The organism is Ruminiclostridium sufflavum DSM 19573 (genome assembly GCF_003208175.1).
GTDB lineage: Bacteria > Bacillota > Clostridia > Acetivibrionales > DSM-1351 > Ruminiclostridium > Ruminiclostridium sufflavum.
This window is the reverse complement of record NZ_QKMR01000008.1, coordinates 92,776-105,781: the sequence shown is the minus strand read 5'-3', so window position 1 is coordinate 105,781 and position 13,006 is coordinate 92,776. Positions and strand designations below refer to the sequence as shown.

9 protein-coding genes are annotated in these 13,006 nt (G+C 38.5%); 6 read left to right on the top strand and 3 right to left on the bottom strand.

From position 1 onward, the window contains the following. The first annotated feature begins 63 nt into the window (after window positions 1–63). From LY28_RS08475 to LY28_RS08460, 4 genes are all read left to right on the top strand, one after another. Window positions 64–624: a hypothetical protein gene (locus LY28_RS08475; protein WP_110461746.1), complete on the top strand. Its 561-nt coding sequence runs from the start codon at window positions 64–66 to the stop codon at window positions 622–624. A gap of 2 nt (window positions 625–626) precedes the next feature. Continuing rightward, window positions 627–1,472: a hypothetical protein gene (locus LY28_RS08470; protein WP_110461745.1), complete on the top strand. Its 846-nt coding sequence runs from the start codon at window positions 627–629 to the stop codon at window positions 1,470–1,472. Window positions 1,473–1,622: 150 nt separating this feature from the next. Continuing rightward, the gene (locus LY28_RS08465; RefSeq protein ID WP_110461744.1) at window positions 1,623–2,384 is read left to right on the top strand and encodes an N-acetylmuramoyl-L-alanine amidase; all 762 of its coding nucleotides are present in this window, start codon (window positions 1,623–1,625) and stop codon (window positions 2,382–2,384) included. A gap of 269 nt (window positions 2,385–2,653) precedes the next feature. After that, the gene (locus tag LY28_RS08460; protein ID WP_110461743.1) at window positions 2,654–4,570 is read left to right on the top strand and encodes an ABC-F family ATP-binding cassette domain-containing protein; all 1,917 of its coding nucleotides are present in this window, start codon (window positions 2,654–2,656) and stop codon (window positions 4,568–4,570) included. A 58-nt stretch (window positions 4,571–4,628) separates the two neighbouring features. On the opposite strand, the gene csaB is transcribed toward LY28_RS08460, so the two are convergent. Further along, window positions 4,629–6,881: a polysaccharide pyruvyl transferase CsaB gene (gene csaB / locus LY28_RS08455; RefSeq protein ID WP_110461799.1), complete on the bottom strand. Its 2,253-nt coding sequence runs from the start codon at window positions 6,879–6,881 to the stop codon at window positions 4,629–4,631. 363 nt (window positions 6,882–7,244) lie between these two features. Between csaB and LY28_RS08450 the strand changes: the two genes are divergently transcribed. Further along, a complete protein-coding gene (locus tag LY28_RS08450) occupies window positions 7,245–7,883 on the top strand; it encodes a redox-sensing transcriptional repressor Rex (RefSeq protein ID WP_110461742.1) in 639 nt (212 codons plus the stop codon). Window positions 7,884–8,045: 162 nt separating this feature from the next. Here the strand turns inward: LY28_RS08450 and LY28_RS08445 are convergent, their stop codons facing one another. Both LY28_RS08445 and aroF read right to left on the bottom strand, forming a co-directional pair. Beyond that, the gene (locus LY28_RS08445; protein ID WP_110461741.1) at window positions 8,046–9,143 is read right to left on the bottom strand and encodes a prephenate dehydrogenase; all 1,098 of its coding nucleotides are present in this window, start codon (window positions 9,141–9,143) and stop codon (window positions 8,046–8,048) included. Then, window positions 9,133–10,158 carry a 3-deoxy-7-phosphoheptulonate synthase gene (gene aroF, locus LY28_RS08440; protein ID WP_110461740.1) on the bottom strand — a complete coding sequence of 342 codons (1,026 nt, stop codon included), beginning with the start codon at window positions 10,156–10,158 and terminating at the stop codon, window positions 9,133–9,135. The genes LY28_RS08445 and aroF overlap by 11 nt, the downstream gene beginning before the upstream one ends. Before the next feature lie 528 nt (window positions 10,159–10,686). Between aroF and fusA the strand changes: the two genes are divergently transcribed. Next, window positions 10,687–12,771 carry an elongation factor G gene (gene fusA / locus LY28_RS08435; RefSeq protein WP_110461739.1) on the top strand — a complete coding sequence of 695 codons (2,085 nt, stop codon included), beginning with the start codon at window positions 10,687–10,689 and terminating at the stop codon, window positions 12,769–12,771. Window positions 12,772–13,006 lie beyond the last annotated feature (235 nt).

Sequence of the window (13,006 nt, the reverse complement as noted above, 5' to 3'; positions counted from 1 at the left end):
AAAAGAAGGCAGATCTGAATATTTTGGAGATGCCGGGCTGGAAAACCCGGTGTGGAGGCTGTAATGAAAAAATATTTGTCAGGAAGCTTTGCAGTGCTTAAATATTATTTTTTTGTAATGATTTTCTTTTATGTTTTTATTGTTGGCTTTTCTTCTGTTGCAGCCTATTTTTCAATAGCGACTTTTATTATTTTAATACCGCTTATCTACTATGAAATGGCAAATTATACCGGCTTTGACAAGCGCCGGTTTGGCAGGGTAAGGCCCTATGAGGGAGCAATATACGGATTGCTTGCCATTGCGCCTCTTGTTATAATTCAGATTGTGTTGTTTCTGACAGCACCTCATTTTGATTTAAGCTTTATTAGTGCCGACATCAAATATGATAAATTAAGATTGTCTTTAGTCAAGCTCTTTGTGGCACCGATGCTGTTTATTCCTAAAATTGCGGGGTATACGTCAATATGGGGATATGCCGCAGCTTGGCTTACAATAGTTCTGTCAGCATTTTTGGGGTATTTTTCCGGATATAAGGGCTTTGACTTGGGTGCGTTTATCAGAGGTATTTTAGGCTTGCAGCCCAAGAAAGATAATAAAAATAAAAGGAACAGAAGGTTTAAATAAATATGAATAACAATCAAATTGTTTCCCAAAGCTTTAACAATGCTATTGAAACCGCATTTGACAGTTATTTGGAAGAGCATGCTACAAGAGAAAATTGTGATATAAAAATAGATGAAGAAAAATTGATAAGGGAAACCGAAGAAAAATGGCTGAACGAGGCTATTGCTGAAATCGGATATATTACACCAAAGGAATATATAGAGTCAATATCTGCCTTGGAGGAACTGGCGGAGCTTTTTATAGACATGGCATCGGTTTCTGATGCCGGCATACCGGATATTGTTATCCACAAGCTGAGGGAGCATGGGCGGTCGGCGGCTGATATTCTTTTTGGGTTTGCAAAGAGCGCAATTGCTTCGGCAGAGGTTATAAATAAGCCGGCGGCTGCGCAGGCGATATATACTGTGGGCTGTATGAAATATGATGATTACGGAGAAAAATTAATTCAGCTGCTTATGGAATCGGGCGGGGATGAAGTAATTTCTGAAGCTGTTTGTGCTGCTGTTATTGAATATGGGAATAAAATTCTGAAAAGGCTGGTTGAAACATTTAATAGTACGGATAAGGAAAATGTAAAGGAGTATTTACTTATTTGTATTGCTGAGATTTCAAGGGAGTATCCCTCCGATGAGGTTTTCTTCCTATTGAAAAATGCCTTTAGAGGTATGAAAAATATCAGAATGGCAGCCGAGGTTCTTGGAGATTACGGTGACGGGAGAGCAATCCCCCTTCTAAGAGGTCATATACTGAAGAATATGAGCAGTATGGATAAGGACACATTGAATCTTATAATAGCAGTTATTAAAAAGCTGGGCGGCGAAATAGAGGATTTGCCTCACATAAAATAAGCTTTGCAAATTGTAAATTAATTTAAATAACTGAGCGAGAAAGGAGAAGGAGTTCCTTTCTTATTTTTTTACTCGTTTTAGTCATAATGAAGCCGATTATGAATATCCATAATAATAAAGAGACTCAAAAACGACTAAAGGATGGTTTCTATGATAGTAGTAATTAAAAAGAAAAATGTTTTGTTTGTATCTCTGCTGCTCTTATTTTCTATAACCGTATTCAGCATTGGATTTGCTGTTGACTATTCAAAGCCTGTCACAGGTGCAGCTGAACAGGCTCCTGTTAATCCTCAGCCGGTGACTAAGACTGTTATTCTGGATGCAGGACACGGAGGCGAGGATCCGGGTGCGGTCAGCGATTATAGTGGATTGAAAGAGAAAGATGTAAATCTGAATATTGTAATGCTTGTCAAAAATCTTTTGGAAAAGGACAATTATAAGGTTATACTGACGCGTGACGCAGATCAGCTGGTTTACGGCACCGAAACGAATAATATTTTACAGAAGAGAAGAGAGGATTTAACCAGAAGGAAACAAATCATGGATGAATCAGGTGCGGATATTGTTGTCAGCATTCATCTGAATAAGTTTGCCCAGACAAAATATCATGGCGCACAGGTGTTTTTTCCTCCCAATTCTCCTGATAGTCAGAAGCTCGCAAATGAGATTCAGAATTCCATACGGCTTAATGTAGACAATACAAATGACAGGGTGGCTTTGGTTAAAAAGGATCAGATTATGATATTAAAGAACTTAAAAACCACAACAGTAATTGTTGAGTGCGGATTCTTATCAAATTCGGAAGAAGAGAAAAAACTGGCTGCGGAAGATTATCAGAATAAGATTGCACAGGCAGTAAAGGGTGGAATTGATACTTATTTTAAAGGAAATACAGGAAAAACTGTAAAATAATTAGCATATCAAAAAGCTGTTTGCAGCTTTTTGTGATACACTCTTTCTTTGCTACGTATGTCGTCGGTGATACCGGCGAAAGGAAGGTTAGCTTAAAGGGCGCTGAAGGAGCTGGTGCAGTAGTTTTTTAAAAATATATCCCATTTATCTGCAAAATTTAAAATATGTAGATGGAATGGGCTATATTTTGTTATAATGAATAATGTATCTATTCAGCTTCTCATAGACATAAGCTGAAAGCTAAATTATCAAAATAATGGAGAGTTAACGTGATAGTACTTAATTGTAACAATATTGGTTTTTCATATGGAACGGAGACTATAATAAAAGATATTTCCTTCAGTGTACAGGAAAATGACAAGGTCGGTCTGGTGGGTGTAAATGGTGCAGGAAAGTCTACATTATTCAAAATTATTACGGGAGAGCTGAATCAGGAAGACGGAGAAGTTTTTGTCTCAAAAGACCTGATTTTAGGGTATTTGAAGCAGAATGCCTCTGTCAATACTGAAAATACACTCTGGGATGAGCTTCTTGAGGTTTTTAAAGAGCTTATTGATATGGAAAAATCAATTGGAATAATTGAAAGGAAAATCAGTACTGCCGGAGATAAGGATGATTTATCATCACTAATGAAGGAATATAGCAGATTAACCGAGAGATTCTCTTATCTTGGCGGATATGAATATAATAGCAGGGTAAGGGGAGTACTCAGAGGTCTTGGATTTAATGACAGTGAATTCCAAAAAAAAGTCAGTATTCTAAGCGGAGGGCAGAAAACAAGACTGGCATTGGCAAAGGTTCTTCTTGAGGAGCCTGACATACTCATGCTGGATGAACCTACAAACCACTTGGACATTTCAGCTGTAGAGTGGCTGGAGGATTATTTGAAAAACTATAAGAAGTGCCTGCTCATAATATCTCATGATAGGTATTTCCTTGATTCTGTAACCAATAGAACTATTGAAATAGAAAATTGCACCAGCATGGTGTACAATTGCAATTATTCTGCTTATATAAAACAGAAGTCTGCAAACAGAGAGGTACAGGAGAAGCATTATCAGCAGCAGCAGAAGGAAATTGCGCGTCAGGAAGCTTATATAGAGCAGCAGAGAAGATGGAACAGAGAAAGGAATATTATTGCGGCTGAAAGCCGTCAAAAGGCTCTTGACAGGATGGAAAAGGTTGACAAGCCGGCTGCGCAGCCTCAAAAGATACGAATGAAGTTCAATCAGGCTATAGCCAGCGGAAATGAAGTCTTGGAGGTTGACTCTGTCTCTAAAAAATTTGATGACAGGGAATTGTTTAAAAATGTCGGGTTCAATATACGAAAGGCTGAAAGAGTATTTTTATTAGGGCCGAATGGCTGCGGGAAATCTACGCTTTTAAAAATATTGGCAGGACAGCTGGAGGCTACCTCTGGGAAATTCAGCTATGGAGCAAAGGTGAAGCTTGGTTACTATGATCAGGAGATGGAGGGCTTGAATGAAAATAATACCATTCTGGATGAGGTTTGGAGCGCAAATCAGAAATTAGTTCAGACTGAAGTAAGAAGTGCGCTGGCAGCATTTTTATTTACAGATGAGGATGTTTTCAAAAAAATATCTGTTTTAAGCGGAGGAGAAAAAAGCAGGGTTGCAATGCTCAAGCTGATTTTTTCAGATGCCAATTTTATTATATTGGACGAGCCTACAAATCATCTGGATATTAATTCAAGAGAAATATTGGAAGAGGCTCTGGGGGAATATGAGGGTACAATGCTGATTGTTTCCCATGACAGATATTTTATTGATAAGCTTGCCACAAGGATAATTGATATCGGTGCAAGTCCCGTAATTGACTGTATAGGCAACTATACTTATTACTCTGCTCATTACAGGAAAAGTACGCAGGCCGACAAGGGCTCTGCTGAGGAGTATGGCATGACAGAAGCTAAACAGAGCCATATTGCCACCAAGGAAGAGCGAAGCAGAATACGTAAGCTTGAAAAGCAGCTGTCGGATACCGAAAGAGATATCGGAAGGCTGGAACAGAGACTGAAGGACATAGACATGGAAATGATTGAATTTGCCACAGATCATGTAAAATTAATTGAGCTGAATGAGGAAAAGCAGATTAAGGAGTCAGCTCTTGAAGAATTATATATTGTATGGGCAGATATAACAGAACAAATGGATATTCAACAATAATAGGATAAGGCTTTGCGGCTGAAGCCTTGAAAATTCAGGGGCTTTAGCCGCAAAGCCTTTAGTTTATGGGAATTGAATCAATTAACTCAATTGCGAGGCGCGAATTTTCCTCTGCCTTGCTTACCAGAGCTTCGACAGATTCGGCAAGCTCAGCTTTAATGGAGGCCTTATTCTGCATAATATGATCAACCTTTGAACGCATATTTTCAAAAGACAGGTCTTTAACGTTACCTGCTGAGGGCTGGTTAACATATTCTAAAAAGCCTTCTACCTTTGGCTGATAACTGATACCGAGAAACGGAACATTCATATATGCTGAAAATATAAGGGCGTGAAGTCTCATAGCTATCATAATATCCATTTTCTTTATTATTGCAAAGGTTTCTGAAACAGAGTGCCTGTCGCTTATAATATAGCAGTCTGTTTTCATTTTTGAGACAATGTTTCTTACAGTAAAAATATCAGCTTGATATTCCATAGGAATAAAAACGGGCTTTAAACCATATGCCAAATAAACATAGTCAGCTATTTCAGCTATGGTTTTTTCATATTTTACATGCTGGCAGTCTTCCAGACCTGGACATCTTCTGACTGAAAAGCCTGCATATTTACCGTCAAAAGGAATTCCTTCATGATCAAAAATAATTTCAGCCTGAACCTTTTCATCATTTTTTATTGCCAATGCAGCGTCAGCTGTTAAAACAATTTTGGGTTTGGTGATACCCATTTTTTTGAGCTCATTGTAGGACCATTTTTCTCTTACGGTTATGATATCGGCCCTGTTCAAGATTCTTCTTGAAAACTCGGCATTCATGGATTTGTTTATTGGACCGATGCCGTTTGCATAAAACATGACCTTCAAGCTAAGCCTTTTTGCCAGCCAGGCTGTGCTTAAATAGTAAATCAAGGAACGGGAGCTGGTGCTGTCCTGAATAATATTGCCCCCCCCGTATATAAACAGCTTGGCTTTTCTCATGGCAGAGTATACTGTAAAGACATTCTTTCTGTTTATAGAGTAGATGCCATAGCTCATGCTGGTTTCCTCCGGCCTTCTCGATAATGCCAGAATGGATATGTCGGGCTTTTGCTGCTTCAGGTTGAAGACTATAGACCTAAGCATGGCATCGTCACCGATATTGTTGAAGCCATAGTAGCCTGAAATAATAGCATCGTATTTTTTTTGCTTATACTTATGTGAAATAACTCTTGATATCGAATTATATATTTCCAGCTGTGTTCTGCACATAGCAGTAAGAGAAAAGTCCTTGTCTGCTTTAGTATAGAGCTTCCTTCCGAAGTCCTCTCTTTTGGCACTGTCAGAAGAGAGTATGAGAAGCTGTTCCGCCAGAGTATTATAGTCACGCGGCTCAAAAAGGTATCCGTTTACAGAGGATTCAAGCAGATCGGGAATTCCGCCGACCCTGCTGCAGATGGTTGCCTTTGAAAAACGTGCGCCTTCCAGAAGATAATAAGGAAAGCCTTCACTGATGGAGGTCATTACATTTATATCCAGTATGCTTATTAATTCATAAGGATCATTAAGCCAGCCTACGAAAAATACATTTTTATTCAGGCCGAGATTAGCAGCACGTGCTTTTAAGTCCTTACTCTCATCTCCTTCTCCGCCGATAATGAACTTAACCTTTGGGTTTTTATCTACAACAAGCTTTGCAGCCTCAAGAAGAGTGCCTATATCCTTAACGGGATCAAGCCTTGCGGCAGTACCTACAAATATATCGCTTTCATCTGATGAAATACCGTATTTTTTGCAGAAGTCCTCCCTGTTATAGTTTTTCAGAGGCTTGCCGAAATCAATTCCATTTAAAATAGTGTATATCCGGCTGTCCTTGTATCCTCTTTCTGTAAGCATTTTCCTGAAGGCCGATGTGACAACAATATAATAATCAAGCCTGCGGAGAACGATTGAATTCAATAACCCAATTGTCATTTTTTTGTAAAAGCTCTGCATGTAGTCCAATTTGTAATCACTGTGCATCGTTGTTACTACAGGCACGTTACAGGCTTTTTTTATTGCATATGCAAATATATTTGCTTTTGCACCGTGAGAGTGAATTATATCAAAATTATTTTTATTAACAAATTTTACGGTATTGCTTATATCTGATATAACATTGGAGGATTTAATAACTTCAACATTCAGTCCCATTGCACGGGCATCATCTGCAAAGGCCCCCGGTCTAAGACTTAAAAGAGTCACGTCTATATGCGAAGTAAGTTCCTTTACCAGTGATAGAACGTGTACCTTTGCTCCGCCGACATCTCCTCCGCCGATCATGTGCAAAACTTTCATTTTAGCTCTCCTCGAATCCTTATATATTTTGTGAAAAATATCCTGCTTAAATACCATGACTATTTTATCACGCATTTTGGCTTTTGACACTATACTTTTTGTACAGCCCTTAAATATATTTAGCCTCCAAGCCCGGTTCAGACCCACAAATTTGGCGAGCCGCAGCCCTTCTGTCCGCATAATCAAGCTGTATTACAAAAGTGGAATAAACATGGAGATTATAATTATATGCTTATTATTAAATACCATATATTTACAGCTAGGCGATTCCTATAATGTCAAATTAAGGTGAAAAATATTGACAATAAAATAACAAAGATGATATAATACCTACACAAACAGAGTTATGGGGTGAGGATTCTAATGACTGCAAAGAAAATTTCTATTGCTGTAATAAAACGGCTTCCAAGATATCACAGATATCTGAATGATTTGCTGGAGAACGGGATAAAAAGAATATCTTCAAAGGAATTAAGCATAAGAATGGGGATTACTGCTTCTCAAATCAGGCAGGATCTCAATTGCTTCGGTGGTTTTGGACAACAAGGTTATGGTTACAATGTTGAGTCTCTTTATAATGAGATAGGAAATATTCTGGGAATTAATAAAACCTTCTATGCAATCATAATCGGAGCAGGAAATATGGGTCAGGCACTTGCAAATTACGTTAACTTTGAAAAAAGAGGCTTTAAAATCGTAGGAATATTTGATTCAAATCCTGAAATAATCGGAAGAAAAATTAAAAACTTAAAAGTTACTGATATTGAAGAATTAGACGATTTTGTAATAAATAACACTGTTGATATAGCTATGCTGTGTGTTCCGTATAAGGTGACAGCTTCTATCGCTGACAAGGTCGGAAGACTGGGAATTAAAGGGTTGTGGAACTTTTCGCCAATGGATTTGAAGATTCCGTATGATGTTATAGTTGAGAATGTACATCTCAGTGACAGCCTAATGGTACTGGGATATAAGCTGAATGAAAAGTTTGAAAGAGACTGATTTGTTTTGACTTTAGTAGGCTTCAGCCGATAGTAATTGACTTTTAACGTATGGGAAAAGCTATAAAAAAGAGCTGCTGCAAAATATTTTTCAGCGGTAATATTACGGTATACGAATATTATCTGTGGGATTTTTTTGCAGCAGCTTCTGTCAGTAATCTGCTCATTCTTTTCTGAATACTTTATATGAATAACCAGATAGAATTTTATAAGCTCTGTCAGTATTGGACTGATCCGACAGTGTGATTTTAAGGCAGCCCTGCTCGTATTCCCTGCTATTGGAAACATTTATATTTTTCAGATTTATTTCATTATCACCCAGCAGAGTAGCTATCTTACCTATAATACCCGGCTCATCTTCTATATCCAGAATTAACTCAAAGCTTTTTGGGATAAGGCCTACAGAAGTGGTTGAAAAACTGTCACGGAAGCTTTTGGCTTTATCGAAAAAGTTATAAATCTCGCTGTTATTAAAGCTGCTTATATTGTCTGCCGTTTCATCAATTATTTTCTTGAACTTATCCAGCAGTTCAACTATGACTGGGCTATTGCTTAATACAACATTTTCCCACATAGTGGGATTGGAGGAAGCTATTCGTGTAATGTCCCTGAAGCCACCGGCTGCCAAAAGCTTTATTAATTCGGAATCGTTTTCGTTTTTGGCAAGAGTGACCAGTGCGGAAGCAATAATGTGAGGTACATGGCTTATACAGCCTGCAACAATATCATGCTTTTCGGGAGATACAATTATAGGAATTGCGCCTATACCGGTGAGTAATGCCTCCAAGGTGCCTAATGCAGCTTTTGAAGCTGTTTTTGAAGGCGTTAGCACGTAATATGCATTTTGAAACAGATGAGAAAAAGTATTTAAGTATCCGGATTTTTCAGTGCCGGCCATCGGATGACCGCCGATAAATATCGGCGGATTTTTCAGGCCATCAACATAATTGCAGATTTCATGCTTTGTACTTGCCACATCTGTTATAATACAATCGTCTTTAACGTTATCTGCCAGCTGAGATATAAATTGCATGGTTTTTCTTATAGGAGTGCAAATAAATATAATGTCTGAATTCCATATTTCTGAGCAGCATTCATTAAAGCCCATGTCAATCACACCGTCGGCTTCTGCCAGCTTGAGCGCTTCGGAACAATTGTCCACGGCAAATATTTTAAAAGCCTTGTTTTCCTGACGGAACGCTTTTGCCAAGGAACCGCCGATAAGTCCAAGTCCAATGATTGAAATATTGTTAAGCTTCATAAGTAAACTCTCTCTCCAGAATTGGTGCCAGCATACTTATGTCCTTGCACAGGGAGTCAAATTCTTTTGGATTAAGCTGCTGGGCAGCATCTGATAAAGCATACATCGGGTTTGGATGCACTTCGACGATGAGGCCGTCTGCCCCGACTGCAATTGCCGCTCTTGACAGCGGAATAACATATTTTGATTTGCCGGCGGCATGACTCGGATCAACAATAACCGGCAAGTGGCTCATGTTCTTTGCCACAGGAACCGCACTTAAATCAAGAGTGTTTCTTGTGGCGGTTTCAAAGGTCCTTATGCCTCTCTCGCAAAGAACAACATTGTAATTTCCTTCACTCATTATATATTCAGCTGCATTTAACCATTCATCAATGGTTGTTGCAGAACCTCGTTTCAAAAGAACAGGCTTTTTTGACTTTCCAACTTCCTTTAAGAGCTGAAAGTTCTGAACATTTCTTGCACCAATCTGAAACATATCAACATATGGTATGGACAGTTCAACCGCCTTGTCACTTGTCACCTCGGTAATTATCCGGAGACCGGTAGCCTTTTTGGCTTCCAATAGTAATTTCAGTCCTTCTTCTTCAAGACCCTGAAATGCGTAAGGAGATGTTCTGGGTTTAAAAGCACCGCCTCTTAAAAACTGAGCACCGGATTTTTTAACTGCATGGGCGGCATCCATTATCTGGTCGTAATTTTCAACGGCACAGGGCCCTGCCATTATAACCAATTCTTTCCCGCCTATTTTAACTCCGTTTACATCAACTATACTTGGCTCGGGCTTAAAGGTTTTACCGGCCAGCTTGTAGGATTCAACAATAGGAACCAGCTTGTCGACACCCGGCATAAGCTCAAGGGGTATGTCCCTCAGAACACTCTTGTCCCCTATTATTCCCAGTATTGTTCTTTCTGTTCCTTGAGAAATGTGCACACCCAAACCAGAATTTTTTAGAACACTTACTACATCATCAATCTGCATCTGGTTTGCTTTTGGATTCATAACAATAATCATAAAATCAACATCCTTTCTGCCATTTTACAAATTTCTAAAATTTAGTGCATTTAACTGTTTTACCGTTATACGTGTCACAGGAGTCAATTGGTGATCGCCTTCCAAACCTGTAACAAATATATTATATAACAATTAAAGAAAAATATAAAGAAGGTACTTATTTGCAGGCAGCTTGTTACCTACTTTTGCCATTTGCTCGAAAAAGAGAAAAATAGATATGGCATAAAATACTGTAAATATTGATATAAACACGAATTCCTCTGGTTTTAAAAAAATTTTAAATAAAAAAAGGTAAAATACATATATAAATAGAATAGATAATATTAATTATATATAGTAATGTTCTATAAAATTAAATAAAAGGTTTTAATTATGTTTGTAAATTTTGAACAAAAAATAACGCTTGTTGTTTAGGCTATAGTAATATATTACCTTAATCTACTCTTTTTATTTCAAAAGGCTTTGGCTTCAAAAAGCAATTTTAACATAAAGTTTTGAAATGATTAAAAATAATAAGGGGGAATGATTATGAAGGACTATGCCGTGCAAAACTTACGGAATATATGCCTCTTGGCTCACGGAAACGGAGGTAAAACCACTCTTGCTGAGGCTATGCTGTTTAATACCGGAGTACTGGACAGGTTCGGGAAGGTCGTTGACGGAACTACTGCGATGGATTATGACCCGGAGGAATTTAAAAGAAAAATATCTGTCAGTACTGCCATGGCAGCATGTGAATGGCTGGAGCATAAAATTAATATAATTGATACTCCCGGATATTTTGATTTTGTGGGAGAAGTGATGCAGGGCATACGTGTGGCAGACGGCGCTGTTATAGTTGTATCTGCAAAGAGCGGTGTTTCTGTGGGAACGGAAAAGTCCTGGGCATATGCAAATGAGCGCAGAATAGCCCGTATGTTTTTTGTTAACAAAATGGATGAGGAAAATGCTAATTTTGATGCTGCTTACGATAGGATGGTATCAATATTCGGAAACAGCGTTATACCTTTCCAGCTTCCGATCTATGAAGCTGATAAATATGTCGGTTATATTGATATAATCAATATGAATGCGAAAAAGTTCCAAAAGGATAAGCTTGTTGATGCTCAGATCCCGGAGGATTTATCTGATAGAGCAGACCAAATAAAAAGTTCGCTTAATGAATTAATAGCTGAAACAGATGAAGGCTTGATGGAAAAGTTTTTCAACGGTGAGGAATATACTCAGGAAGAGCTTATAAAGGGAATCAAAGCAGGTATTGCAGACAGGACGATAACTCCTGTATTCTGCGGCTCTGCATTCCAGAATTTAGGCGTGCGGGAGCTGATGAACGCAATTGTTTCCTATATGCCTTCTCCTGAAGCTTTAGTTGAAAGGGCTAAAAGAGCCGGAACCGATGATGCTGTTGAAATAAAAGCCAATGCAGCAGGAACATTATCCGCATTTGTTTTTAAGACTATTGCAGACCCGTTTGTAGGTAAGATTTCTTTGTTCAGGGTGTATTCGGGAACCTTTAAATCAGATTCGGCGGTATATAATTCCACTACAGAGAAGACCGAAAAGATAGGTCAGCTGTTTATAATGCGAGGGAAAAAGCAAATACCCACAGATAAGTTAATTGCTGGTGATATAGGCGGTATTGCAAAGCTGGCAGGAACAAATACGAATGACACCTTATGTGATATATCGAACCGTGTAGCCCTGGAAAAAATAAAGTTTCCCGAACCGGCTATATCTATGGCAATTGAGCCTAAAACGAAAGGTGATGAGGAAAAGATTAATTCAGGCCTTCATAAGCTTCAGGATGAAGATCCTACATTCAAGCTTTCATTAAACACAGAAACACACCAGTCATTAATTTCAGGGGTGGGAGAGCAGCACTTGGATGTAATTGTAAGCAAGCTGAAGGCAAAGTTTGGTGTTTCTGTTAACCTTGTCAATCCAAGGGTTCCATATAGAGAAACTATAAAGAAGAAAGTAAAGGTTGAGGGAAAGCATAAAAAACAATCCGGCGGACACGGACAATACGGACATGTGTGGATAGAGTTTGAGCATGGAGAGGCAGAGGATTTAGATTTTCAGGAAAAAATATTCGGGGGCTCTGTACCAAAGTCATATCATCCGGCTGTTGAAAAGGGACTCAGAGATGCCATTGCCCATGGTGTCCTTGCAGGCTATCCGGTTGTTAATCTCAAGGCTACATTGCTGGACGGTTCATATCATGATGTTGACTCGTCTGAAATGGCATTTAAGATAGCGGCAAGGCTGGCATATAAAAAAGGGTTGCCTTTGGCATCACCTGCACTGCTGGAACCGATAGCAAGTGTTAAAATCAATATTCCTGAAAATTATATGGGAGATATAATAGGAGACCTTAATAAAAGACGCGGACGGATTTTAGGCATGAACCATCAGGATGACGGCTCCCAGCAGGTTGAAGCAGAAGTGCCGCAATCAGAGATGTTCAGATATGCCACAGATTTAAGGTCCATGACACATGGAAGAGGTTCTTTCAGTCTGAAATTTGAAAGATATGAGGAAGCACCCGCAATAGTTGCAAATAAAGTGATAGAAGATGCTAAAAAGACTATGGTTGAGGAAGTGGAAGAGTAATACCCGCTTTTATGCCAAGATAAGGAAAGGGCTGTTAAAATAATATTTAGCTGCTGTATTAAGGGATGCTAAGTTTTATTGGAACAGCTCTTTTATCAATTTATATTACTGTAGCAGGCATTAAATAAGCAGGAAAAGTGAGTGATTAAATTAACAGTTATTTTTGATTTGAATTTTATTTGTGTATATAAAGTTACAAAACTGAATATATTTTACTGGATAACCATTACTAAAT

Excerpts from the sequence above, each read along its gene's own strand:
- LY28_RS08470 (WP_110461745.1), top strand. The coding sequence starts at position 627 with ATGAATAACAATCAAATTGTTTCCCAAAGCTTTAACAATGCTATTGAA.
- LY28_RS08450 (WP_110461742.1), top strand. The coding sequence starts at position 7,245 with ATGACTGCAAAGAAAATTTCTATTGCTGTAATAAAACGGCTTCCAAGA.
- LY28_RS08475 (WP_110461746.1), top strand. The coding sequence starts at position 64 with ATGAAAAAATATTTGTCAGGAAGCTTTGCAGTGCTTAAATATTATTTT.
- csaB (WP_110461799.1), bottom strand. The coding sequence starts at position 6,881 with ATGAAAGTTTTGCACATGATCGGCGGAGGAGATGTCGGCGGAGCAAAG.
- fusA (WP_110461739.1), top strand. The coding sequence starts at position 10,687 with ATGAAGGACTATGCCGTGCAAAACTTACGGAATATATGCCTCTTGGCT.
- LY28_RS08445 (WP_110461741.1), bottom strand. The coding sequence starts at position 9,143 with ATGAAGCTTAACAATATTTCAATCATTGGACTTGGACTTATCGGCGGT.
- aroF (WP_110461740.1), bottom strand. The coding sequence starts at position 10,158 with ATGATTATTGTTATGAATCCAAAAGCAAACCAGATGCAGATTGATGAT.
- LY28_RS08465 (WP_110461744.1), top strand. The coding sequence starts at position 1,623 with ATGATAGTAGTAATTAAAAAGAAAAATGTTTTGTTTGTATCTCTGCTG.